Origin of the sequence: Pseudomonas veronii, from assembly GCF_002028325.1 — a bacterium.
GTDB lineage: Bacteria > Pseudomonadota > Gammaproteobacteria > Pseudomonadales > Pseudomonadaceae > Aquipseudomonas > Aquipseudomonas veronii.
In genome coordinates, this window is sequence record NZ_CP018420.1 from 5,793,639 (window position 1) to 5,818,903 (window position 25,265).

At 63.4% G+C, this 25,265-nt stretch carries 19 protein-coding genes; 8 read left to right on the forward strand and 11 right to left on the reverse strand.

The features are described from left to right. A complete protein-coding gene (locus PverR02_RS26595; RefSeq protein WP_017849470.1) occupies positions 1-876 on the forward strand; it encodes a LysR family transcriptional regulator in 876 nt (291 codons plus the stop codon). Positions 877-1,009: 133 nt separating this feature from the next. Here PverR02_RS26595 and PverR02_RS26600 read toward each other — a convergent pair whose 3' ends face one another. Continuing rightward, positions 1,010-2,002, reverse strand: a complete 993-nt coding sequence (locus tag PverR02_RS26600) for an AraC family transcriptional regulator (RefSeq protein ID WP_046382074.1) — start codon at positions 2,000-2,002, stop codon at positions 1,010-1,012. Positions 2,003-2,314: 312 nt separating this feature from the next. On the opposite strand from PverR02_RS26600, the gene antA reads away from it, so the two are divergent. The 4 genes from antA (at position 2,315) to PverR02_RS26620 (ending at position 6,829) form a co-directional block, all read left to right on the forward strand. Next, positions 2,315-3,706 (forward strand): anthranilate 1,2-dioxygenase large subunit, encoded by a 1,392-nt coding sequence (antA, locus tag PverR02_RS26605; protein ID WP_079444692.1) that lies wholly within the window; start codon positions 2,315-2,317, stop codon positions 3,704-3,706. After that, positions 3,706-4,197, forward strand: a complete 492-nt coding sequence (gene antB, locus PverR02_RS26610) for an anthranilate 1,2-dioxygenase small subunit (RefSeq protein ID WP_017849473.1) — start codon at positions 3,706-3,708, stop codon at positions 4,195-4,197. The genes antA and antB overlap by 1 nt, the downstream gene beginning before the upstream one ends. Positions 4,198-4,347: 150 nt before the next feature. After that, on the forward strand, positions 4,348-5,355 hold the full coding sequence (antC, locus tag PverR02_RS26615) for an anthranilate 1,2-dioxygenase electron transfer component AntC (protein WP_079444693.1): 1,008 nt from the start codon (positions 4,348-4,350) through the stop codon (positions 5,353-5,355). A 73-nt stretch (positions 5,356-5,428) separates the two neighbouring features. After that, positions 5,429-6,829 carry an amino acid permease gene (locus tag PverR02_RS26620; RefSeq protein WP_079444694.1) on the forward strand — a complete coding sequence of 467 codons (1,401 nt, stop codon included), beginning with the start codon at positions 5,429-5,431 and terminating at the stop codon, positions 6,827-6,829. Between the two features lie 144 nt (positions 6,830-6,973). Here PverR02_RS26620 and kynA read toward each other — a convergent pair whose 3' ends face one another. Both kynA and kynB read right to left on the reverse strand, forming a co-directional pair. Beyond that, positions 6,974-7,831: a tryptophan 2,3-dioxygenase gene (kynA, locus tag PverR02_RS26625; RefSeq protein WP_046488227.1), complete on the reverse strand. Its 858-nt coding sequence runs from the start codon at positions 7,829-7,831 to the stop codon at positions 6,974-6,976. Next, on the reverse strand, positions 7,828-8,478 hold the full coding sequence (gene kynB, locus PverR02_RS26630; RefSeq protein WP_046382069.1) for an arylformamidase: 651 nt from the start codon (positions 8,476-8,478) through the stop codon (positions 7,828-7,830). The genes kynA and kynB overlap by 4 nt, the downstream gene beginning before the upstream one ends. Before the next feature lie 385 nt (positions 8,479-8,863). On the opposite strand from kynB, the gene PverR02_RS26635 reads away from it, so the two are divergent. Next, a complete protein-coding gene (locus PverR02_RS26635) occupies positions 8,864-9,208 on the forward strand; it encodes a cupin domain-containing protein (RefSeq protein ID WP_010566207.1) in 345 nt (114 codons plus the stop codon). Between the two features lie 50 nt (positions 9,209-9,258). Here PverR02_RS26635 and mmsB read toward each other — a convergent pair whose 3' ends face one another. After that, complete coding sequence (gene mmsB, locus PverR02_RS26640; protein WP_017849480.1) at positions 9,259-10,146, reverse strand: 3-hydroxyisobutyrate dehydrogenase; 888 nt, start codon at positions 10,144-10,146, stop codon at positions 9,259-9,261. Positions 10,147-10,161: 15 nt separating this feature from the next. Beyond that, complete coding sequence (locus PverR02_RS26645; protein ID WP_079444695.1) at positions 10,162-11,679, reverse strand: CoA-acylating methylmalonate-semialdehyde dehydrogenase; 1,518 nt, start codon at positions 11,677-11,679, stop codon at positions 10,162-10,164. Between the two features lie 131 nt (positions 11,680-11,810). Here PverR02_RS26645 and PverR02_RS26650 point away from each other — a divergent pair, with 131 nt between their 5' ends. Next, on the forward strand, positions 11,811-12,758 hold the full coding sequence (locus PverR02_RS26650) for a LysR family transcriptional regulator (protein ID WP_046382067.1): 948 nt from the start codon (positions 11,811-11,813) through the stop codon (positions 12,756-12,758). Between the two features lie 314 nt (positions 12,759-13,072). Then, positions 13,073-13,363 (forward strand): DUF3077 domain-containing protein, encoded by a 291-nt coding sequence (locus PverR02_RS26655; RefSeq protein WP_017849488.1) that lies wholly within the window; start codon positions 13,073-13,075, stop codon positions 13,361-13,363. Between the two features lie 143 nt (positions 13,364-13,506). On the opposite strand, the gene PverR02_RS26660 is transcribed toward PverR02_RS26655, so the two are convergent. The 6 genes from PverR02_RS26660 to recC all read right to left on the reverse strand — a co-directional run bounded on the left by PverR02_RS26660 (position 13,507) and on the right by recC (position 25,170). Next, positions 13,507-13,998 carry an OmpA family protein gene (locus PverR02_RS26660; protein ID WP_079444696.1) on the reverse strand — a complete coding sequence of 164 codons (492 nt, stop codon included), beginning with the start codon at positions 13,996-13,998 and terminating at the stop codon, positions 13,507-13,509. 4 nt (positions 13,999-14,002) lie between these two features. Then, positions 14,003-15,265 (reverse strand): diguanylate cyclase domain-containing protein, encoded by a 1,263-nt coding sequence (locus PverR02_RS26665; RefSeq protein ID WP_017849490.1) that lies wholly within the window; start codon positions 15,263-15,265, stop codon positions 14,003-14,005. Then, positions 15,262-15,837, reverse strand: coding sequence for a YfiR family protein (locus PverR02_RS26670; RefSeq protein ID WP_046382063.1), 576 nt, complete (start codon positions 15,835-15,837; stop codon positions 15,262-15,264). The genes PverR02_RS26665 and PverR02_RS26670 overlap by 4 nt, the downstream gene beginning before the upstream one ends. A gap of 143 nt (positions 15,838-15,980) precedes the next feature. Beyond that, on the reverse strand, positions 15,981-18,050 hold the full coding sequence (recD, locus tag PverR02_RS26675; RefSeq protein ID WP_079444697.1) for an exodeoxyribonuclease V subunit alpha: 2,070 nt from the start codon (positions 18,048-18,050) through the stop codon (positions 15,981-15,983). Then, on the reverse strand, positions 18,047-21,721 hold the full coding sequence (recB, locus tag PverR02_RS26680; protein WP_079444698.1) for an exodeoxyribonuclease V subunit beta: 3,675 nt from the start codon (positions 21,719-21,721) through the stop codon (positions 18,047-18,049). Before recB ends, recD begins: the two co-directional genes overlap by 4 nt. Then, entirely contained in the window at positions 21,718-25,170 is a 3,453-nt protein-coding gene (gene recC, locus PverR02_RS26685; RefSeq protein WP_079444699.1) for an exodeoxyribonuclease V subunit gamma, read from the reverse strand. The genes recB and recC overlap by 4 nt, the downstream gene beginning before the upstream one ends. Positions 25,171-25,265: the final 95 nt, after the last annotated feature.

The following is a 25,265-nucleotide window of genomic DNA, read 5'->3' on the forward strand; positions in this document are numbered from 1 at the left end:
ATGGAACTGCGACATCTGCGCTATTTCCAGGTGCTGGGCGAAACCCTCAACTTCACCCGCGCCGCCGAACGCCTGCACATCGCCCAGCCGCCGTTGAGCCGACAGATCCAGCAATTGGAGGATGAATTGGGCGTGATACTGCTCGAGCGCGGCCGACCGCTGCGGCTGACCGAGGCCGGGCGGTTTTTCTATGAACACGCCACTGTGCTGCTGGAGCAGTTGGGCAAGGTCTGCGACACCACCCGGCGTATCGGCCAGGGCGAGAAGACCTGGCTGGGTATCGGTTTTGCGCCGTCGACCTTGTATGGCGTGCTGCCCGAGCTGATTCGGCGGCTGCGCAACCACGACGCGCTGGAACTGGAACTGGGGCTGTCGGAAATGACCACCTTGCAGCAGGTCGAAGCGCTCAAGGCCGGGCGGATCGACGTGGGCTTCGGGCGGATTCGCATCGATGACCCGGCCATCGTCCAGCGGGTGCTGGTCGAGGACCGCCTGGTTGCGGTGTTGCCCGCCGGCCACGCCTTGCTGGGCGCGCCCGCCACCCTCGCCCAATTGGCCGCCGAGCCGTTTGTGCTCTACCCCGGCAACCCGCGGCCCAGTTATGCCGACCATGTGATCGCGCTGTTCGACGCCCACGGTTTGAGCCTCAAGGTGGCGCAGTGGACCAACGAGTTGCAGACCGCCATCGGCCTGGTCGGCGCGGGCATGGGCGTGACGCTGGTGCCGGCGTCGGTGCAGGTGCTGCATCGCGCGGACATCGGCTACACGCCGGTGGTGGAAGCCACCGCGACCTCGCCGATTATTCTCAGCCGGCGGGTGAATGATCAGTCGCCGGGGCTGAATCATTGTTTGCAGTTGGTTGAAGAACTGATCTGAAATCTCCCAGGCACTGCAGATCAAATGTGGGAGGGGGCTTGCCCCCGATAGCGGTGTGACAGCCCACACATCTACTGACTGACACACCGCCATCGGGGGCAAGCCCCCTCCTACATTTGATCTGCGGTGTTTTTTAGACAGTGCGCAGGCGCTTGCGCTGCAAAGTTTGGCTCGGCGACTCATCGAACAGCTTGCGATACTCCGCCGAGAACCGCCCCAGGTGGGTGAAGCCCCAGCCCAGGGCAATCTCGGAGATGGTGCGGGTGGAGCCGTGTTCGAGGATCTCCTGGCGCACCGCCCCCAGCCGATACTTTTTCAGGTAAGCCATCGGCGACAGCGCGAAGTATTTGCGAAACGCATCGAACAGCTTGAACCGCGAGACCCCGGCGGCGGCTTCCAGGTCTTCCAGATGCACCGCTTCGCGGGCGTTGTCGTGAATGTGCTGGCGGGCGCGGATCAAGTAGTGCGGCAGCTTCACGCCAAGTACGTCGCGCAGTTCCTCTGAGTAATTATTCGGCTGGGCAAGGATCAGGCCCTTGATCAATGAGCTTTCCAGGTCGCGGGTAAACGCCGCCTGCTCGTACAACTCGCTGCTGCGCGCAAGCTCTGCGATAAAGTAACGCGCCATGCGCCACCACGAGGCCGGGGCGCCGTCCACCGCGTCCATCACCGGTTCGAAACGCAGCGGCGCCTCGATCGGCCGTTGCAGCAAGCCTTCCAGCGACTCGCTCATCGCCGCCCGCGTAATCACCACCTGCAACTTGCGGCAATCGCCGGAAATCGCCAGCACCTGGTGCTCGTTGGGCGAGATGATCACGCCTTGATCGCGGTTGGAACTCAAGCGCTCGCCGTTCTTGCTCAACTCCTGCTCGCCCACCAGAGGCAGGCTCAGGCTGTAGCTGCTGAAGTGTTCGGCGTCCTCGATGTCGATGGTCACGTCGGTGCCGTATTCGATCACGCCCAAGGTGGTGGCGCGGGACTTGAACACGTTGGCGCTGTGATGGAAACGCAGGCGCTCGGGCGTGGCCGTCGCCAGGCGGTGCGGCCCGCAGATGCCGGACATCCAGCTGCGGGCGCCCTCCAGGTCGAAGCGTTCGATACGGATATCGCGTGTATGGCTACTCATCAGGCTGCACCCACGGCGGTTAGGCGGTTGCGCGCTCTGGCGGCGCGTCGTGACAGATCGACAGCAAGTTCTGCGCCACGGCGGCAGTCTCACTGCTGGGTGGATAACAACGCTCGACTATGTGGATAAACCACCGACTTCTGCGCGCACCGCCCTGCATGACAGTAGCGCATCGCGTCACCGCCCTGCACCGGCGTGGGTATTTCATGCCCAACTATCCGGCCCGCCTTCGCCCATTAAGCGGATAGCCCGCCGTCTCGGCGCAGTCGCTTAATGGCTGACCCGTTCAGCCATTATCAAAAGGTGCGTCCCATGAGTGGTGCAAGAAGCGTCGAGCAATGGAAAAGCTTCATCGACAGCTGCCTGGATTTCCGCCCCGCCGATGAAGTGTTCCGCATCGCCCGCGACATGTTCACCGAGCCGCAACTGTTCGACCTGGAGATGGAACTGATCTTCGAGAAGAACTGGATCTACGCCTGCCACGAAAGCGAACTGGCGAATAACCACGATTTCGTGACGATGCGCGCCGGGCGCCAGCCGATGATCATCACCCGCGACGGCGACGGCCAACTCAACGCGCTGGTCAACGCCTGCCAGCATCGCGGCACCACCCTCACCCGCGTCGGCAAGGGCAACCAGTCGACCTTCACCTGCCCGTTCCACGCCTGGTGCTACAAGAGCGACGGCCGGCTGGTGAAGGTCAAGGCGCCGGGGGAATACCCGGAAGGTTTCGACAAGGCCACGCGCGGCCTGAAAAAGGCGCGCATCGACAGCTACAAAGGCTTTGTGTTTATCAGCCTGGACGTGAACGGCACCGACAGCCTGGAAGACTTCCTCGGCGACGCCAAAGTGTTTTTCGACATGATGGTCGCCCAGTCCGCCACCGGTGAGCTGGAGGTGCTGCCGGGCAAGTCCGCCTACACCTACGACGGCAACTGGAAGCTGCAGAACGAAAACGGCCTGGACGGTTATCACGTCAGCACCGTCCACTACAACTATGTGGCCACGGTGCAGCACCGCCAGCAGGTCAATACCGCGAACGGCACCGCGGCCGGCACGACGCTGGACTACAGCAAACTCGGCGCCGGCGACGCGAATACCGACGACGGCTGGTTCGCCTTCAACAATGGCCACAGCCTGTTGTTCAGCGACATGCCCAACCCCACGGTACGCTCCGGCTACGCCACCATCATGCCGCGCCTGGTGGCAGAACACGGCCAGCCAAAAGCCGAGTGGATGATGCATCGCCTGCGCAACCTGAACATCTACCCGAGCCTGTTCTTCCTCGACCAGATCAGCTCGCAGTTGCGCATCATCCGCCCGTTGGCGTGGAACAAGACCGAGATCATCAGCCAGTGCCTGGGGGTGAAGCACGAGTCCGACGCCGACCGGGAAAACCGCATCCGCCAGTTCGAGGACTTCTTCAACGTCTCGGGCATGGGCACGCCGGACGATCTGGTGGAGTTTCGCGAGGCCCAGCGCGGTTTCCAGGGCCGCCTGGAGCGCTGGAGCGATATCTCACGCGGCAGCCACCGCTGGGCCACCGGGCCGACGCCGAACAGCGAAGCCCTCGGCATCCAGCCCGCCATGACCGGCACCGAATTTACCCACGAAGGCTTGTACGTCAACCAGCACCGCAACTGGCAGCAGTTCCTGCTCAAGGGCCTCGACCAACGCGCGCTGAAGCTGCGGGAGGTGGAATGATGAATGCGCCATTGCAGTACCGGATCGAGCAATTTTTCTATCGCAAATCCGAGCTGTGCGACGCCCAGGACTGGGACGCCTACGTGCAGCTGTTCGACCCGCAGAGCGAATTCCACCTGCCGCAATGGGACTCCGAACACGTCTACACCCGCGACCCCAAGCGCGAAATGTCGCTGATCTATTACGCCAACCGCTCGGGCCTGGAAGACCGCGTGTTCCGCCTGCGCACCGGCAAGGCGGCGTCGGCCACGCCCATGCCGCGCACCTTGCACCTGATCCACAACGTGCGTATCGCCGAGCAGGCGGACGGCACACTGGAGGTGCGCTTGAACTGGCACACGCTGTTCTATCGCCTGGCCACGTCGGAGCAGTTCTACGGCCACGCGACCTATCGCCTCAAGCCCCATGGCGACAGCTGGCTGATCACCCGCAAGCACGCGTTGTTGCTCAACGACACCATCAACTCGGTGCTGGATTTCTATCACCTGTAACGCTGGCGAACGCCCCTTGTAGGAGCGAGCTTGCTCGCGAAGGACGTCAACGATGACGCGGGCATCCTGAATGTACGCGGCGTCCTTGAGTTTTTCGCGAGCAAGCTCGCTCCTACAAGGGTTCACACATGAACCCACGGAGTACTGGGGATGAATCACAAAGTGGCCTTCAGTTTTGCCGACGGCAAGACGCTGTTTTTCCCGGTGGGCGCGCATGAAATCCTGCTGGATGCGGCCCTGCGCAATGGCATCAAGATTCCGCTGGATTGCCGCGAAGGCGTGTGCGGCACCTGCCAGGGCCGCTGCGAGAGCGGCGAATACAGCCAGGACTATGTGGACGAGGACGCCCTCTCCAGCCGCGATCTGCAACAGCGCAAGATGCTCAGTTGCCAGACCCGGGTGAAGTCGGATGCGACGTTCTACTTCGACTTCGATTCCAGCCTGTGCAACGCGCCGGGGCCGGTGCAGGTGCGCGGCACGGTGAGCGAGGTGCGGCAGGTCTCGACCGGCACGGCGATCCTGCAAGTGCAGCTGGACCAGGCGCTGGACTTTCTGCCGGGCCAATACGCCCGCCTGGCGGTTCCGGGCACCAACAGTTGGCGCGCATATTCCTTCGCCAACCGGCCGGGCAATCAGCTGCGGTTTCTGATCCGCCTGCTGCCCGACGGGGTGATGAGCAACTACCTGCGCGAACGTTGCCAGGTCGGCGATCCGCTGCTGATGGAGGCGCCGCTGGGTGCGTTCTACCTGCGCCATGTCAGCCGACCGCTGGTGCTGGTCGCCGGCGGCACCGGGTTGTCGGCGTTGCTGGGCATGCTCGATGAACTGGCGGCCAACGCCTGCGAACGGCCGGTCCACCTGTACTACGGCGTGCGCGGCGCCGAGGACCTGTGCGAAGCGGCGCGCATCGAGGGTTACGCGTCCACGCTCGCGGATTTTCGCTACACCGAAGTACTGAGCGACCCGCCGCCCGCATGGTCCGGCAAGCGTGGCTACCTCACCGAGCATTTCGACCTGGCCGAATGGCGGGACAGTTCGGCCGATATGTACGTGTGCGGGCCCCCTCCGATGGTCGAATCCATCCAACAATGGCTGGTGGATCAGGCACTTGATGGCGTTCAGTTGTATTACGAAAAGTTCACGCAGAGTAATATCTGACCCCTCAGCACTTCTGAGGGGTTGGGCGCGGCGTGCAATCAACCCCGAGAAAAACAAGTAGAAGGGAATGTTAATGGCGGATGACATGGTTAACCCGGTAGGCCTCAAGCGTGGCCTGAAGAACCGGCATATTCAGCTGATTGCCTTGGGCGGCGCGATCGGTACGGGGCTGTTCCTCGGCTCGGCCGGCGTGCTCAAGTCGGCGGGGCCGTCGATGATCCTCGGCTACGCGATTGCCGGTTTTATCGCGTTCCTGATCATGCGCCAGCTCGGCGAGATGATCGTCGAGGAGCCGGTGGCCGGTTCGTTCAGCCACTTTGCCCACAAATACTGGGGCGGTTACGCGGGCTTCCTGGCGGGCTGGAACTACTGGGTACTCTACGTGCTGGTGGGCATGGCCGAACTGACGGCCGTGGGCAAGTACATCCAGTTCTGGTGGCCGGAGATTCCGACCTGGGTCAGCGCGCTGGTGTTCTTTGTCGCGGTGAACCTGATCAACACCCTGAACGTGAAGTTCTTCGGTGAGACCGAGTTCTGGTTCGCGATCATCAAGGTGGTGGCGATTGTCGGCATGATCGTGCTCGGCTGCTACCTGTTGTTCAGCGGCACCGGCGGCCCGCAAGCGTCGATCAGTAACCTGTGGAGCCACGGCGGTTTCTTCCCCAATGGCGGCATGGGGTTGTTGATGTCCATGGCGTTCATCATGTTCTCGTTCGGTGGCCTGGAGTTGGTAGGCATCACCGCCGCCGAGGCCAGCGAGCCGCGTAAAGTGATCCCGAAAGCGATCAACCAGGTGGTGTACCGCATCCTGGTTTTCTACGTCGGCGCGCTGACCGTGCTGCTCTCGCTGTACCCGTGGGATCAACTGCTGCAAACCCTCGGCGCGTCGGGCGATGCCTACAGCGGCAGCCCGTTTGTGCAGATCTTCTCGCTGATCGGTAACGACACCGCCGCGCACATCCTCAACTTCGTGGTGCTGACCGCGGCGCTGTCGGTGTACAACAGCGGCGTGTACTGCAACAGCCGCATGCTGTTCGGCCTGGCCGAGCAAGGCGACGCGCCGAAAGCGCTGATGAAACTCAACAAACAAGGCGTGCCGCTGCGGGCCCTGGCGATTTCGGCGCTGGTGACGCTGCTGTGCGTGGTGGTCAACTACGTCGCGCCGCACAGCGCGCTGGAGTTGCTGTTCGCGCTGGTGGTCGCCTCGCTGATGATCAACTGGGCGCTGATCAGCCTGACCCACATCAAGTTCCGCAAGGCCATGGCCGAGCAAGGCGTGGTGCCGTCGTTCAAGACCTTCTGGTTCCCGTTCAGCAACTACCTGTGCCTGGCGTTCATGCTGATGATCATCAGCGTGATGCTGGCGATTCCGGGCGTTCGCGATTCGGTGTATGCGATGCCGGTTTGGGTGGGGGTGATCTACATTGCCTACCGCTTGCGGATCAAAAACGCGAAAGTGGCAGTGACGCAATAACCTAGGTGGGAGGGAGCTTGCTCCCGATGGCGGTGTGTCAGTCAGTGGATGTGTTGGCTGTCACACCGCTATCGGGGGCAAGCCCCCTCCCACATTTTTGATTGCATTCCAAATGAAAAGCCCCGGTGATCCGGGGCTTTTTGTTTAGAGCGTGGAACGTACTCGCCACAGCTCGGGGAACAGCACCGTGTCGAGCATCTTGCGCAGGTAACCCACGCCCTCGGTGCCGCCGGTGCCGGGCTGGAAGCCGATGATCCGTTCCACCGTGGTCACATGGCGAAAGCGCCATTGGCGGAAGGAGTCTTCCAGGTCGATAAACTTTTCGGCCAACTGGTACAGGTCCCAATAACGGCTCGGGTCACGGTAGACCTCGCGCCACGCCGCTTCCACGGAGGCATCGTGAACCGTCGCCGCCGTCGGGTCGCGTTCGGCGCGTTGCGGGTCGATCGTCAGGCCGGCCTTGACCATCAGGTTGATCGCCTCGTCGTACAGCGACGGCGTGGCAATCGCCACCTGCAGTTCTTGCAACAATTGCGGGCGATGGGCGTGGGGCCGCAACAGCGCCGGGCTTTTGTTGCCGAGGATGAATTCAATCTCACGGTACTGGAACGACTGGAACCCGGACGATTGGCCGAGGAACGGGCGAATCGCCTTGTACTCCGACGGGGTCATGGTCGCCAGCACCGCCCAGGCGTGTACCAGTTGATCGAAGATCCGCGAGACCCGCGCCAGCATCTTGAACGCCGGCGGCAACTCGCCCAGGCGCAGGTGTTCACGGGCGGCCTTGAGTTCGTGGAGCATCAGTTTCATCCACAGCTCGGAGGTCTGGTGCTGGATGATAAAGAGCATCTCGTTGTGGTCCGGCGACAGCGGGTGCTGGGCGCTGAGGACTTTGCCCAGGTCCAGGTAGTCGCCGTAGCTCATGGACTCGGAAAAATTCAGCTCGGCGTTATGCCATTCTTCCGGCGGCTGGTAATCCTCTGAGAAGGGACATTGGCTCATCGTGCGGGCTCCACAAGCGGGCGCAGGATTGCGCGGACAGGGCTGGCATCGAGGTGGGCAAACCGCAACGGCAGGGCGATCAGTTCATAGTCGCCCTCCGGCACGTCATCGAGCACGATGCCTTCGAGTATTGCCATGCCATGGCGGGCCACGGCGTTGTGGGCATCCATGGTCTTGGACTGTTGCGGGTCCAGGGACGGCGTGTCGATACCAATCAGGCGCACGCCCAGGCTGGCGAGCAGCTCGATGGTCTGCGGGGCGATGGCGGTGAAGTTCGCATCCCATTCGGTCAGCGGCGCCTGTGGATAAGTGCGCAGCAACACACGTTCCGGCAAGTTATCCACACGTCCTTGCAACTGCTGCGGCTGCACCAGCGCGCCGCTGTCCAGGCAATGCAACACACGGCACGGGCCCATGTACACGTCCAGCGACACCTCGCCGATCGGCGCGCCGTCCGCGCTGTAATGCAGCGGCGCATCGACATGGGCGCCGGTGTGCGGCGACAAGGTAACGCGCCCGACATTCACCGGGCACTCCGGGCCGAACTGCCACACGCGCTCTTCCTGGAACGGCGTATCCCCCGGCCAGGTCGGGGTCGCCGTACTCAAGGGCGGGCTGATGTCCCACCACGTTTTTATTGGGTTCATATCAAGGCTCTCGGTCGTGACTGAAGTGAATGATACGAGGGCCAGCCGTGAATTTTCTTGCGAATTCCTGCGACAAGCGGGAAATCTTTCGCACTTAATGCGAAGAAGTGACTCATTGACGCTCAGAAATATCGTCAAGCTACGCTGAAGCGTCCACCCGAGCCCAATGTGGGAGGGGGCTTGCCCCCGATAGCAGTGTGTCAGTTGACACATGTGCTAGCTGATCCGCAGCCATCGGGGGCAAGCCCCCTCCCACATTAACTGCACATGGCCTGAGCAGTGGTACTCGCCTGCGCTTCTGGGCATCCCGATGTCGAGTTCAGACCATTGACCCTGCCTGCGACGCTATAGGGTTCGACTCTCGTTCACTTGCCTCGGAGTCATCATGTCCAAGCCCATCACCGTACTGCGCGACACCCACCCCTTGCCGGTCCTGGATGCCTGCAAATGGGAAAAGCTCGAAGGCGACCCGCACACCGTCAACCTCAACGCCTACACCAGCGAAGACGGCAGCAAGATCATGGGCACCTGGATCTGCACACCGGGCAAGTGGTACGTGGAATACGTCAAGTGGGAATACTGCCATTTCCAGGAAGGCTACTGCGTGATCACCCCAGAAGGCCTGGAGCCGATCCACTTGCGCGCGGGGGATATCTTTGTGGTGGAGCCGGGGATGAAGGGGACGTGGGAAGTGGTCGAGACGGTGCGTAAGTATTTTGTGTTTGCCTGAACCGCAATAAATAGTGGCGAGGGAGCAAGCGCCCTCGCCACAGGCGGTATCTATTTGGGCTTGCGGTAGCTGTTGATGATCGCCGAGAAGTCCTTGCCCCCTTCCCCGCGCTGGCTCATCGATTGATACAACTGCTGGGCCACAGCGCCGAGGATCACCGGCTGGTGCGCCTGGCGCGCAGCTTCGGTGGCCAGCCCCAGGTCCTTGAGCATCAGGTCGGCACCGAAACCACCGGTATAACCCCGCGATGACGGCGCGGTTTCGATCACGCCCGGCCACGGGTTGTACGTGTCGGAACTCCAGCAGCGCCCGGTGGAGCTGTTGATGATGCCAGCCAGCACCTGAGTGTCGATGCCCAGCGCATCGCCCAGGGCCATCGCTTCGCTGACGCCGACCATGCTGATGCCCAGCAGCAGGTTGTTGCAGATCTTGGCGATCTGGCCGGTGCCGACGTCGCCGCAACGCACAATGTTGCGGCCCATCTGCGCCAGCACCGGTTGCAGGGTGGCGAACAAGTCCGCGCTGGCGCCGACCATGAAGGTCAGCGTCCCGGCTTGCGCGCCGCCAGTGCCACCGGAGACCGGCGCATCGGCGACGGCCACGCCTTGCTTGGCCGCCGCCGCCGCGACATCGCGGATGGTCTGCGGGTCGATGGTGCTGCAATCCACCGCCGGCACGCCTTGGCCGATACCGGCCAAAACGCCGTCTTCACCCAGCCAGACACTGCGCACATGGGCAGCGGCCGGCAGCATGGTAATCACCAACTCGGCGCCGGTGGCCGCATCGCGCGGTGAACCGCTGATGCTGCCGCCCAGTTCGGCCAGTTCCTTGAGTACCGCCTGGTTCAGGTCGAACAGGTTCAACGCGTGGCCGGCCTTGATCAGGTTGCGGGCCATGGGCGCGCCCATGTTGCCCAAGCCGATAAATGCAATCTTCATGCTCGTCTCCCGGAATCAGCGCAGGTTGATGGTGGTGTTGACGCCATCGTTGACCGTGTCGTCATCGAACCAGCGGCTGGTGACGGTTTTGGTCTGAGTGTAGAACTGCACCACTTGCTTGCCATACGGGCCGAGGTCGCCGAGCTTGGAACCGCGCGAACCGGTGAAGCTGAAGAACGGCACCGGCACCGGGATCGGGATATTGATGCCGACCTGGCCGACGTCGATTTCGCTCTGGAACTTACGCGCCGCCGCCCCGCTCTGGGTGAACAGGCCGGTGCCGTTGCCGAACGGGTTGGCGTTGACCAGCGCGATGGCCTCATCGAGGGTGTCGACTTCCAGCACCACCAGCACCGGGCCGAAGATTTCCTGGGTGTAGATCTGCATGTCGGTGGTCACGCCCGAGAACAGCGTCGGGCCGACGAAGTTGCCTTGCTCGAGGCCCGGCACCTGGACGTCACGCCCGTCCAGCTCCAGCTTGGCGCCTTCTTTCACGCCGCTTTCGATCAGTTCCAGGATGCGCGCCTTGGCACGCTTGGAAATCACCGGGCCGACATCCGTGCCCGCTTCGCTGCCGGCATTGACCTTGAGCTTCTGCGCCAGCGCCTTCAGATCGGGCAGCCATTGCTTGGAAGCGCCCACCAGCACCACCACCGAAGTGGCCATGCAACGCTGGCCCGCCGCGCCGAAACCGGCACCGACCAGGGCGTTGAGGGTGTGTTCGCGGTTGGCATCCGGCAGCACCACCGCATGGTTCTTGGCACCCATCATCGATTGCACGCGCTTGCCGTGTTTGCCGGCCAGGTCGTACACATGGGTGCCCACGGCGGTCGAACCGACGAACGACACGGCCTTGATGTCTTTATGCGTGCAGAGCGCATCCACCACGTCCTTGCCGCCGTGTACCACGTTGAGCACGCCGGCCGGCACACCGGCTTCCAGCGCCAGCTCCACCAGCAGCATCGTGGACAGCGGGTCTTGCTCGGAAGGCTTGAGGACGAAGGTGTTACCGCAGGCAATCGCCATCGGGAACATCCACAGCGGAATCATCGCCGGGAAGTTGAACGGAGTAATCCCGGCGCACACGCCGATGGGTTGGCGCAGGGTGTAGGTATCGACACCGCCGGCGACGTTTTCAGCGAACTCGCCCATTTGCAGGGTGCCGATGGAGCAGGCGTGCTCCACCACTTCCAGGCCACGGAAAATATCGCCCTCGGCATCGGCAATGGTCTTGCCCTGCTCGGCGCTGAGGACCACGGCGATGCGCTTGGAGTGCTCGCGGATCAAGGCTTGCAGCTTGAGCATGATACGCATGCGTGCGCCGATCGGGGTCAGCTTCCAGGTCTGGAAGGCACGATGGGCGGCGTCGATGGCAGCGTTGACTTCTTCAGCGGTGGCAAACGGGACTTTGGCCAGCACTTGCTGGGTCGCCGGGTTGACGATGTCTTGCCAGTGGGTGGTCTTGGACTCGACCCATTCACCGTTGATCAACAACTTGACCTGTTGCACGGAAATATCGGCAGATGCGTTCATGTGGTCTCCAATTTGTATTTATAGGCAGAGAACCAAGGCGTTGAATCGCCTTGAGGATGAGGCGTTCGGACTGTTTTTGGAGTATAGATGTGCAAACTTCTAATAAGAACGCACATAAAAGCCGGTCCAATATGCAAAAAAACATCACATCACTGGGTTCCCTGAACTGGGACGACCTGAAGTTTTTCCTCGAAGTGGCCCGCACCCGCAAGGCCAGCGTCGCCGCCAAGCGGCTGGCGGTGGACTACACCACCGTGTCGCGGCGCATCAGTTCACTGGAAGTATCACTCGGCACCCTGCTGTTCGAAAAATCCCGGACCAGCGGTTTCGTCCTCACCAACGAAGGCCAGCGCTTGCTCGGCTACGCCGAATCCATCGAAAGCACCTTGCACATGGCCTGCGAACAAGTCTCCGGCTCCGGCGTGGCGCTGTCCGGGCATGTCCGCATGGGCTGCACCGAAGGCTTCGGCAGCTTCTTCGTCACCCCGCAGTTGAGCCACTTCGTCGACACCTACCCGGCGATCTCGGTCGACATCCTGCCCCTGCCCCACTTCATCAGCCTGTCCAAGCGCGAAGCCGACATCGTCATCGCCCTGGAACGCCCGGAACACGGGCCGTATGTGTGCTGCAAACTGTGCGACTACAAGTTGCAGCTGTACGCGACCCAGGACTACCTCGACCAACACCCACCCATCCACCGCCCGACGGATCTGGCCGAGCATCCGTTCATCAGCTACGTCGACGACCTGGCCTTCAGCTCGGAGCTGTTGTACCTGGCCAACGTAGTCCCCGGCGCCAGCGCCAGCCTGCGCAGCACCAGCGTGATCGCGCAGTACGTGGCGGCGCAGCAAGGACGGTCGATGGCGATTCTGCCGTGCTTTTTGGCGGCGCAGGATCCACGGTTACTGCCGGTGCTCGGGGAGCAGATTGCGGTTACGCGGCAGTTTTGGATGTATTGCCGGGAGGACTTGAGGAAGTTGAAACGGATTACGTTGTTGTGGGACTACATCAGGGAAGTGACGGAGCAGAATCGGGGGTTGTTGATGGGGGAGACGCGGGAGATGCGGTTTGCGGATTAAAGGGCCAGCAACGACGATTCGCTTTAAATTGCAGGACGATTCCTAGAGAATCTCCACCCTATTGCGCCTTAGGGTTCGAGTCACTAGCCTCCGTACTTCGCTGAAATCAGCGAACGGGTTTAGCGACCCGAACCCGGACACAGCCCCCAACGGCAGGAGCTTTGTGCTCTTCGTTCTCGTGTTATGGCGGCTGTGCGTGGGAGATCTTCGGGTCTGCCGGGTCCTGGGTCCGGTTCGCTAACCTGCGTACAGCTGCCACCCTTTCATGTTTAGCGACATGAATGGGTGGTTCCTAAAACTCCCAGGTATAGATCATGACCAAAATCGTCCCCGATCCACCGCTTTCTGCCTTCACCACCCTCGGCGTCGTCACCTTCGGCGACTACGGCGAAAACGAAAAACCACTGTTCCGCGTCAACGCGGGCATGCCGCTCGGCGAAGCGCTGGAACACGCCTCTACCCTGCTTTACTACGCCAAGAAACTCGCGATGGAAGCCGCCATGGATGTGCGCGGCGAGCAATACGCCTGGGCGGCGCATTATCTGTGTGAGATGGGCAAGGCGGTGGTGGATGACTTGACGCAGGCGCTGACGCCGAGCAGTTAAGCGAACACTGTACAAATGTGGGAGGGGGCTTGCCCCCGATAGCGGTCGGTCAGACAGATGCATGCTGACTGACACACCGCTATCGGGGGCAAGCCCCCTCCCACATTTGATTGCATTTCACGCATTGGAATGGGCGAAGTCGCTTAGTCGGTACTTACCACAATCGACACCCGCCGATTCTCGGTGCGCCCTGCGGCGGTGTCGTTGGCGGCCACCGGCTGGCTGCTGCCCAGGCCGCGCAGTTGGATATTTTCCTCCTTCATCCCCACGCGGGTCAGCACCGTGGCCACGCTTTTGGCGCGGCGCAGGGACAGTTGCTGGTTATAGCTCTCTTTGCCCGAGGCGTCGGTGTGGCCGTCTACCCGCACGCGGTCGATGCCCACGCCCAGCAATGCCTTGCCGATGCGCTCGACAATGACCGTGCTGGGGGCGTTGAGGCTTTCGACGTCGCTGCCGAACAGCACTTTGCCCGACAGGCCGAACGCCCAGCCGTCGTCGGTCAGTTCGAAGCCTTGTTGCTTGAGGACGGCGACTTGCGCCGGGCTCAGGCCTTTGGGAGGGGGTGTCTGGCAGCCGCTCAGGGCCAGCAGGGCCACAAATAAGGTGATAAACACAACGCGTGCAGTCGAGAACAAGGGATCAACTCCTGTGGTGAACGTTGACGACGGGGAGCTCCGCCTCCGCCGTTTGCTGGCCGCCCAGTGACAACCGTTTGGCCTGGTACATCGCCGCATCGGCGGCGTTGAGCAGGGCGCCGGGGGTGACGCCATGATCGGGGTAGATGGCGATGCCGATACTCAGGGAGGTCAACACGTGGGTGTCGCCCGGCACCGGGATCGGTATGTCCATGCTGGCAATGATCTTGTCGGCGATGCGCTGGGCATCTTCTAGTTTGTGCAGCGGCGAGAGCAGGATGGCGAACTCGTCGCCGCCCAGGCGTGCCACCAGGTCGTCTTCGCGCAATTGCGCGCGCACGCGCGTGGCAACCGCCACCAGCACCGCATCGCCGGCGGCGTGACCGAAGTTGTCGTTGATGTCTTTGAAGCGGTCACTGTCGAGAAACAGCACCGCCACCCGCTCGTTGGCCTTGGCGGCGCTGCGCAGGGCACGGATCAGGCGGCCTTCGAAGAACGCGCGGTTGGGCAGGCCGGTCAGGCTGTCGTGATTGGCCTGGTGGGCAAGGCTTTCGTTTTCGCTTTGCAGGTGGTTTTGCCAGGCTTGCATTTCTTCCAGCAGGGCATTGAAGTCGTTGCCCAGGCTGTCGAGTTCGGCGATTTGTGCCCGTGGCACGCGGCGGTCGAAGTCGCGCTCGATGCGCGCGGCGTGGGCCACCGCCGCGAGGCTATGCAACGGCCCGGTAATCCCCTGCAACAGGCGCCGCGCCAAATGCACGGCGACCCAGGCGCTGAGGACGGTGCAGATCAGAATCCCGGCCAGGCCGCTGAGCAAAAAGCGCAACAGGCTGCCGCCGTGACCGGTCAGGTGAATGCTGCCGATGGTGCGCCCCTGGTGAACGATCGGCTGGCTGATCGGCTGTTCGAGCAGCGAATGAGCCAGTTGCAGCTCGACCCGGGACAACATCCCGGTGTCCGGCCGCAGCCACTGCGCCAGCAGCCGGCCGTTGGCGTCGAAGACTTGGGCCTGGGCCACTTCTTCGGTGGAGGCGATCAGGCTGAGGGCTTCGGTGGCCGCCGCACGGTCGTTGAACACCACCGCCGCTTCCACGGTGTAATTGATGGAGCGTGCGATCAGGTGCAGGTTGTGCTCGGCATACACGCGCAGCGCCAGCACCCCGAGCAAGGTCAGGGACACACTGGCCAGCGTCACCGCCACCAACGCCAGGATCAAGTGCCCGCGGCCGATGACCGAGCGCAGGGTCGGTTGCGCTTTCGTCCATCTCATGACGCAGGCGCTCGACGGCGCGACAGCTGCAACACGCTGGGGTGAATACGCACGCCGCTGCGGGCCACGGAGTCGAGGTTGACCTCGAACGACACCTGCTCATCGCCCACCCGCAGGCAGAACAGACTGCCGACGGTGCATTGGTCGCCGCCTTCGCTGATGCTCAGCACCGGGTGGCCCATCAATGACGCAAACAAGCGGCTGCGCTCATCAGTATTGAGTTCGCCGATGTACACAGCGTCGCAGGCATTGACGATATCGGGGTTGTCGGCCAGCAGGCGCTGCACCACCACCGGGCGACCGGTGGCTTGGGTGGTGCCTTTGACCAGGTCGTCGGTGTATTGGGTCGGCCCGACGACGCACAGGCGCAGTTGCGCCGGTTCCACCGGCCAGCGCGCATAACTGAGGATACCCAGCACCACCTGGGTCACCGCCTGGGCACGGGAGTCGGCCATGCCCACGGGGCTGGCCGTCTGGGCAAAAGCACGCGGCGCGAGCAGGCACAGCACGGCCACCAGTAACATGCGTCTCCAGCTCAAGCGATGCTCTGTGGACGAGACAGCCACGTTCATGCAGCGATTCTCTCAGGTGTCAACGAGGGGTGATGCCGCAACGATAGCACAGCGGCGGAAAGCCCCGCGAGGCTACGCCTCGAAGGGTCCCGCTATTTTTTCAGAAAAATATGACACTCAAATCCGAAATACCAAATGACCGATCAGTCAGGTTTCCCGGGCTCATGCCCCAACTCCAGCATCAACCCGCTCAAGCGCTTGACCTTGCGCCGCACGGCTTCTTCGAACACCCCGCCGCGTGGCTCGATCAGGCTGAACCAGCGCTTGGCGCGGGTGATGCCGGTGTAGATCAGTTCTTTGGTGAGCACCGGGTTCAGCGCGTCCGGCAGGATCAACGCGGTGTGGGTGAACTCGGAGCCCTGGGATTTGTGCACGGTCATGGCGTACACGGTTTCCACATCGTTGAGCCGGCTGGGCAGCACAAAGCGCACGCCGCCCTGGCCGTCGTTACGCGGGAAGGCCACGCGCAACACGTGGGGGCCGCCGGCGCTTTCGGGCAATTTCAGGGCGATGCCGATGTCGCCGTTCATCAGGCCCAGTCCGTAATCGTTGCGGGTCATCAGCACCGGGCGGCCTTCGTACCACTGCTCGTCGCCGTCGATCAGCCGCGCTTTGCGCAAGGCGGCGGTGATGCGCAGGTTCAGCCCTTCCACGCCCCAAGGGCCCTTGCGCACGGCGCAGAGCAGTTGGAAGGCGTCGAAGGCGTGCAGCAGTTGTTGCGCCCAATGGGTCCAGGCGGGGTCGTCACGCGGGGTGTCGAGAGACGGGCGCGCGGCGTGCAGCAGGTTCAGGTAGGCACGGTAGCCCTCGGCGCCATCGCCCGGCCCGTCCAGCACCAGGCGTTCCAATGCGTGGTCGTGTTCGCCCTTGAGGCTGACGCAGAACAAGTCGCGGTGGCTGCCCGCGGCCAGTAACCGTCGGGCTTCTTCGGCGTTCTGCTGGTTGACCCAACGCGCCAGTTGGCCGATGCCGCTGCCTTCGCCGAAGCGCCGCGAGTAGCGCAGCATCACCACTTGCTGGGCCAGCGGATGGCTGCCGTCGCGGTCTTCCTGCAGGCCGCTGTTGCCCAGGTCTTCACCGCTGACCGCTTGCAGCCATCGGCGGGTGTCGGCGCTGTACCAGCCGGCCTCGGCGTCGCGGCACAGGTCGCCGAGTACGGCGCCAGCCTCGACCGAGGCGAGTTGGTCCTTGTCGCCCAGCAGCACCAAGCGTGCGTGGGGCGGCAAGGCATCAAGCAGGTTGGCCATCATTTCCAGGTCGATCATCGAGGCTTCATCCACCACCAGCACATCCAGCGGCAATGGATTGCCCAGGTGATGACGGAAGTGGCGGGTGCCCGGGCGGCTGCCGAGCAGGCGGTGGACGGTGGTGACCTGGGTCGGGATTTTTTCCCGCACGTCGTCAGGCACATTCAACGACAGCACTTGCTGGCTGATGGACTCGGTAAGCCGTGCGGCGGCTTTACCGGTGGGCGCCGCCAGACGAATGCGCAACGGGCTGCCGGCTTCCACGGCCGGCGCCTGCAACAGCGCGAGCAAGCGCACCACGGTGGTGGTCTTGCCGGTGCCGGGGCCGCCGGTGACGATACTGAACGCCCCGCGAGTGGCCAGGGCGCAGGCGAGTTTCTGCCAGTCGATCACGCCATCGGGCGGCGCTTGGTCGAACAGGCCGTTCAGGCGCTGGGGCAGATCGGCGGCGAGGCTTTCTGCTGTGGCCAGGCGCAGGCGCAAGGCCGTGTCGATGCGTCGTTCGTAGGTCCAATAGCGGCGCAGGTACAAGCGTTTGCCAGACAGCACCAACGGGCGACTTTGTGCGGCCTCGCTGCCGTCGACGGCCAACGCGACCAAGGGGCTGGCGGCCAGGGCGTGGCACCAATGCGCGCCGTCCAGGCCCGCGAGCAGTTGCGACGGCAGCAGCATGGTGCCGGTTTGCAGGTCGCCTTCCGGCGGCAGGGACAGGGCGAAATCCGGTGCTTTGAGGGTCTCGAACAGGTCCAGGCACACATGGCCGTGGCCCAGTTGATGGCTGGTCAGGGCCGCGGCCAGCAACACCAAGGGGTCGGCCTGCGGGTCGAGTTCGTGCAGAAAGCCGACGAACGCCTTATCCAGCGCGCGCAGCCAGCCACGCTCGACCCAACGTTCGAACAGTTGCACCAGATCGGCGGCGCGGCTGAGGGGCATCAGTGCCTCCAGCGGTAACGGCGACAGGCTCATAGCAACACTCCTTGTTCCCAGGCGGGCTCAGCCCTGGGCGGTAACGATTGGCCTTGGAACATCAGGTCCAGGCTCTCGATCAGCGCCCGTGGCGGCCGCGTGAAGTACGCCCCCTGGCTGGCGGCCCGAGTGCCGCGCAGGAACAGATAGAGCGCGCCGCCGACATGGCGGTCGTAGTCGTAATCCGGCAGGCGCGCCTTGAGTTGGCGATGCAGGGCCAGCAGGTAAAGCACGTATTGCAGGTCGTACCGATGCTCAAGGATCGACTGTTCCATGGCGTCCTGGGTGTAGGCCGAATCATCGGGGCCGAGCCAGTTGGATTTGTAGTCGGCCACGTAGTAACGGCCGTCGTGCTCGAAGGTCAGGTCGATGAAGCCTTTGAACATGCCGTTGAGCAACACCGGTTCCGCTGCGACGCGGGAGACGCCGTTGTGGGTGTACTGGCACACCAGCTTGTCGAGGGCGAGCACGTCGACTCTATGGCTGGCGAACCAGAACTCCATTTCGATCTGGTAGTGCTGCAGGCCGCTGAGCGTGACCTGATCGTTGTCCAGCGGCAGCGGTGTTTGCAGCAGATGGCCGAGCCAACCGCTGAGGGTGATGATCCAGCCTTCCCAGTTGCGGCGGTTGCAGCGCGCGCCCACGGCCTTTTCGATAGCCTGCGGGGTCACGTCGAAGCCGTCTTCGCCCGCCCACTCCAGCAGGCCATGGAGGAAGGTGCCGGGGTTAGGGCCGCGTGGGAAACGGTGAATATCGCTGCCGGACGCAGCCGCTTCACGCGGTGCGTCAGGGTCGAGGCGTTCGTCGTCGAACAGCTTCTGGGCTTGCGGGCTTTCCGGCGCTTCAAGGTTGGCGGCGCTCATGCTGTCGCCGATGCGCAAGGCGCTGTAGGACGCGATCCACCAGTTTTCCGCAGCCTTGCGTTTGGGCAGCAAGGGCGCGAGCAGCGTGGCTTCGTTACGCGGCGGGTGGAAGACGCTGGCGTGGGCTTCGGGCATCGGCGCGTAATGCACGGCGGCACAGCCTGCCTGCAGGTCCAGCAACCAGCGCGCCAGGCCGGCGGACTCCGCCAACGCGGCGCCGGCGCCGAGCAAATAGCCCAGCGCCGACAGGTGCAGCACCGAGCTGCTGTTGTTGCCGCGCTTGAGGTCGGCAATGCCCAGCCAGCACGCATGTTTGGCGCGGGTCAGGGCGACGTAGAACAGACGCAGGTCTTCCGCCAAGCGCTCGTCATCGGCCTGGGCGATCAACTCGGTGGTCGGGCGCAAGCTAACCTGCGACTTGCCGTTGGCATCGTGGTAATGCAGCGGCAAGCGGCTGCCATCCACCGGTTTGGCCGAGCAGATGAAGGGCAGGAACACCAGGTCGTATTCCAGGCCCTTGGATTTGTGGATGGTCACCACCTTGACCAGTTGCTCGTCGCTTTCCAGGCGCAGGATCTGTTCTTCACCGGCCTGCCCCGACAGCGCGAGGTGTTCGGCCAGGTGGCGGATCAAGGCCTGTTCGCCGTCCAGTTCGGAGGCCGCCTGTTGCAGCAGTTCGCTGAGGTGCAACAGGTTGGTCAGCACGCGCTCGCCATCGCTGCGGGCGATCAGGGTTTGCGGCAGTTTGAAGTCGTGAAGCAGGCGACGCAGCATCGGCAGCACGCCTTGGCTGCGCCAGATCGCGCGGTAGCCACGGAACTGCATCACACGGCTTTCCCACGCCAGTTCGTCCTGGTTCAGACGCTCAAGTTCCGGCAGTGACAGGTTCAAGGTGACGCAAGCCAGCGCGGCGCGCAGCGGGCGTTCGACGTCCGGTTCGGCACAGGCCTTGAGCCAGGCCAGCAGGTCGTGCGCCTCTTGGGCGGCGAACACCGAGTCCTTGTCCGACAGGTACACGCTGCGCACGCCACGGGCGGCCAACTCACCGCGCACGGCTTGGGCTTCCTTACCGTCGCGCACGAGGATGGCGATGTCCGACGGCAACACGCCATCGAAGCTACCGTCGGCGTGTAGGAAACCAGCGCGGCCTTGCTGCCCGCCGTTGAGCAATTCGACAATCTGTGTGGCGCAGGCAGCCGCCAGTTGCTGGCGATAAACCGCGTTGGAAATCGGCTGATCGGTGGGCAGGTGCCAGAGGTTCAGCGCGGGCAGCGTCTGACCCTCGACCTGCAGTTGCTCCTTGCGGCCTTGGGACAGCACCGGCTGGAACGGCACCGGGTTTTCGCCACTCGGCTTACGGAACAGAAACGCGCCACGCCCGGTTTCCGCACGCTGGAACACATGGTTGACCGCCTCGACCATCGCGTGGCTGGAGCGGAAGTTGGTGCCCAGGGTGTGATGCCGGCCGGTGGTGGATTGGCGCGCGCGCAGGTAGGTGTAGATGTCGGCGCCACGGAAGGCGTAGATCGCCTGCTTGGGGTCGCCGATCAGGAACAGGCCGCTGTCGAGGTGGTTTTCTTCGATGCGGTAGATGCTGTCGAAGATGCTGTATTGCACCGGGTCGGTGTCCTGGAACTCGTCGATCAGGGCGACCGGGAACTGTTCGCGGATCACGCTCGCCAGACGCTCGCCGCCGTCGCTTTGCAGGGCGGCGTTGAGGCGGATCAGCATGTCGTCGAAGCCCATTTCGGCGCGCCGGCGTTTTTCATCTTCGAAGCGTTTGCCGACCCACGCGGCGGCGTGTTGCAACACGGCGGCGTCGGGGGTGGGCAGCGCATCCAGGCTGGCCTTGAGGCTGGCCATGGCGTCGATGCCCGGGTGGTGCGGCGGCTCGCCCTTCCAGGCTTCGGCCATGCCGTCCGGGGTCAGGCGGGTGAAGCCGGTGCCGATGTCCAGTTGTTCGAGGGATTCGTCCGCGGCCCAGGCGCTGATCTTTTCGAACCAGGGTTCGAAGTAACGCGCTTGCATCTTGCGCCCATCGACGGCTTTGGCGGCGACGGCTTGCAGGCAGATCTCGCGCAACTCGTCGGCCCATTGCTGCCACGGCGCCTTGAGGGCGACCAGGGCGGCGCGGCGTTCTTGCAGGCACGCAGCGATCAACTCGGCCGGCTCGCGGCTTTCGCCGCTGGGCCGTTCGCTGCCGAACAGCGCACGCACCCGTGGCATCAGCGCGGCCGGGCCACCCCAGTTGTTGCGCACCCAGTTGAGCGCATCGTCGTGCATCGGGTAGCAAAACAGCCGCCAGTAGTCGCGTAGCACTTCGCCGAGCAGGTCGCTGTGGTCGGTTTCCAGGGTCTGGGTGAACAGGCTGCCGCTGTCAAAGGCGTGTTCGCGCAGCATGCGCTGGCACCAACTGTGGATGGTCGAAACGGCGGCTTCGTCCATCCATTGCGCGGCGATGTCCAGACGGTTGGCACAGGCCGGCCATTGCGCAGGCGGGTATTGATCGCGCAGTTCGGCGATCAGGGCGTCGGGCTGTTGGATCTCATCGCGAAAGAACCGCGCGGCTTCGGCCAGGCGGATGCGGATGCGTTCGCGCAGTTCCTTGGTGGCGGCGTCGGTGAAGGTCACCACGAGGATCTGCGGCGGCAGCAGTTCGCGGCCGAAGCCGGCGTCATCGCCACCGTGGCCGAGCACCAGGCGCAGGTACAGGGCGGAAATGGTGAAGGTCTTGCCGGTGCCGGCGCTGGCTTCAATCAGCTGGCTGCCTTTGAGCGGGAAGGCCAGGGCCAAGGGTTTACTGCTCATGCGCCGGCCTCCTCGCCAGTGAGTGATCGCCAGGCGGCGTTGATCAGGGGCCGGTACAAGGTTTCGCACCAGCCTTCGAATGCTTCGCTGGCCACCAGGGCCGCATAGTCGGGGAATTGCCGGGTCAGCGCGGGGGTTTCGCGGCGCTCGCCATCAGTGTTGATGCCATCACCTTCGTAGGCTTTGCTCGCGGCCGCCGCAGCTTTGGCCGGGTCGGTCTGACCGAGCCAGGCGAACGCAGTTTTAACCGCGACGGGCAGCGGTTTGGCCATGCCGACGTGCCAGGCCAGCAGCAGGTCGCCGAGGATGTCCTGGGCGCTGGAGGGTTCCAACGGGGCCAGCAACAAGGTGTCGTCGCTGGCCACCAGCGCGGTACTCAACGGCAGGCCGCAGGCACAGGCCACCAAGTGGTTGACCCACGGGCGAATCAGCCGATGCCACTTGCGGGTCTTGATCGAGCCGATGCTGTTGGGGATGGTGGTGACGCTCAACAATCCGCCATCACTGCGCCGATGCAGGCCGCTGATCCAGCCTTCGAGCTGAATGCCTTGATGCTCGAAACTGATCGGTTCCGCGCCGATGTGCGGAGTGGGCCAGAGGGCCAGCAGTTGTTGATAGCGTTGCAGCAGGCCGGGCAAGGGCTCGATCAGTTCGTTGCGCAGACACTCGCCGAAACCAACCATCGGCAGCAGGCCGCTGCCTTGCAGGCGACGGGCCTGGGCGGTGAGCGCCTGGTCGACATGATCGGGCTGGCTCAGCGCGGCGTTCAGCAGGCTGTCGCTCAGGCTGTAGCGTTGCAGGGCGTCGAGGACAAAGGGTTCCTCATCGGCCAGCGGCACTTCGGCAGCCTCGAAGAATACTTTCAGACGCTGGCTGAAGAAGTGTTTGACCGGGTTGCGCAGGAAGTCCTGCAACTGGCCGAGGCTCAGGGGTTCTTCCTGTCGATGGGCCGCCAGTTCGGTGTTGTCTGGCGGCGCATCCGTGACTTCGTGCAACAACTGCCATTCGCGGGCGTAGCTGAACAGCGGGTCGCCGGCGTGGAAATAGCGCGCGCTGAAGGGTTGGAGCGGGTGTTCCTGGGTCATCGCGTCAAGCAGCGGTGCGTCGCTTTGGCTTGACTGCCAGCCGCTGGCGAGATGATCACGCAGTTGGCCGATCAATACCGATGCCGGGCGCTCGCTGTTGTCGCGAATGCTGCGGCCGACCCAGCTGATGTAGAGCTGGTCGCGGGCTGACAACAGGGCTTCAAGCAGCAGGTAGCGGTCGTCTTCGCGGCGTGAGCGGTCGCCGGGGCGATAGTCGCTGCCCATCAGGTCGAAATCCAGCGGTGGTTGGGCGCGTGGGTAGTCACCGTCATTCATGCCGAGCAGGCAGACCAGCTTGAACGGGATCGCGCGCATCGGCATCAGGGTGCAGAAATTGACAGCTCCGGCGAGGAAGCGCTGGGACAGGCGCCCTTGGTCGAGACCGGCTAGCCACGCTTCGCGGACTACGGTGAGCGGTAACTCGTCCTGCAGGCCGACGGATTCGCAGGTTTCCAGCCAGGTTTCGCGGAGCTGTTCGAGCTGGCCCAACAGGTAGTCGTCGTGTTCGCTGCTGGGCAGGAAAAACAGCTGCATCAAGCGTTGCAGGCGCTCGCCCCATTCTTGCGGAGCCGCAGGTTGCGACAAGGCTTGGTGGGCGTCGCTGAGTGCGTCGAGTAACGCGACCAGCGGGCCGATCAAGGCGGCGTCGAGGCCGCCGATTTCGTCGTAGGGCTCGATGCCGTCACAGGCGACACCCGTGCCCACGGCATAACCGAGCAGCATACGGCGCAAACCAAATCGCCAGCTGTTTTGCTCCAGCTCGTGGGGCAGGCCAAGACCGGCGCGCTGTTCGGCATTGAGGCCCCAGCGGATGCCGGCGCCTTCGATCCAGCGATGCAGCGTCGGCAGGTCGCGCTCCTTGATGGCGAAGCGTTCGCGCAGGGCCGGGACGTCGAGCAGGTCGAGGATTTCACTGACCGGGAAGCGGCTGTCGGGGAGCTTGAGCAGGTGTTCGACGGCGATCAACAGCGGGTCGCGGCCGCGTTGGCCCTGGTCGGTGAGGGTGAAGGGGATGAAGCGCGGATCATTGCGGTCCAACTGGCCGAACACCGCGCGAATGTGCGGCGCGTAACTGTCGACGTCGGGGACCATGACGATGATGTCGCGGGGACGCAACGCCGGATCGGCGCTGAAGCGTTGGAGCAATTGGTCGTGGAGGATTTCCACTTCGCGTTGGGCGCTGTGGGCGATGTGAAAGCGGATCGAGGTATCGCGCTGCAGATCGACGGCGGGCCAGAGGTCGCGGGTTTCGTTGAGCGGGCGCAGTTCGAGGATATCGTCCTGGAGCTGGTTGAGCAGTGTGGTCGGTTCGCCGTCGCTGAACAGGTCGATGCGGCCGTCGCGGAAGGCTGCGCGGTAGCTGTTGGGATCGTCGTAGCTGTCGAGCAGGCTGATGTAGTCGCGACCTTGTTTGCCCCAGGCGGCGAGCAACGGGTGAGCATGCTGGTGCAAGGTTTGCGGGTCGATGGTGACCGGCATGCCGGCTTTGCGTGCCTGGCGTTTGTATTCGTTACGCAGCAAGTCCTTGTCGGCCACGATGTCGGACCAATGGTGGCGACAGGGGTTGTGGACGCAGAGCAGGACCTGACTGAAGCGCGCCAGGCCGGCGAGCGCTTCGAGTGCTTGGGCGGGCAATGAGGAAATGCCGAAAACAATCACTCGGGAAGGCAGCCCTGGCGGCGCTTGCTCAAGGCTATTGATCCGTTCGATAAAGCGCTGATGCACACCGGCACGGCTTTGCGCCATGCCGGCTTCGCCCACATCCAGCAATAGGGCGCGCCATAACTCGGCTTGCCAGCAGTTGGCGGGGTCGAGGGGTTTGGATTCGCCGCGGCCGTTACGCAGTTGATGGCGGCCGGCGGCCCAATCTTCCAGCCAGTCGGCGCGGTAGACCTGGTATTGGTCGAACAGGTCGGCCAATCGCTCGGCGAGTTGGTAGCGTTTGCGCAGATCGGAGTCGTCCGTGAGGAAGCGCTGCAGCGGCTCGAAGTGCGGTTGATTGATCAGCTCGGGGAGCAGGCGCATCAGACGCCAGGTCAGCGGGGCTTTATCGAGCAGGGATTTGGGCGGGATTTCGTCGCGCCCCAGGACCATGCGATAGAGCTGCCACATGAAGCTGCCGGGCAGTTGCACGTCGATCGCCGCAGCAATGCCGCAGCCGCCCATGTCGTCATCTTCCGGATCTTCGGCCAGGGCCAGCTTGAGCCATTGGGCGATGCCGTTGCTCTGGACCAGGGCGATTTCATTTTCCAGAGGGGCCAGGGGATAACGGCGCATCCAACTGACCACCAGGCTGCGCAGTTCGTCCAGGCGGTTACCGTGAACCACCATGAATCCTGCGCTGAGAGGCATCGCATCCGGCATAACGGCTTCCTTGGCAAAAGCAAAATCGAGGCATGGACTTTAGCACTGAAGGCCGTCCGATGAGCCACTTGACCCTTTCCGATCGCCCAAAACAA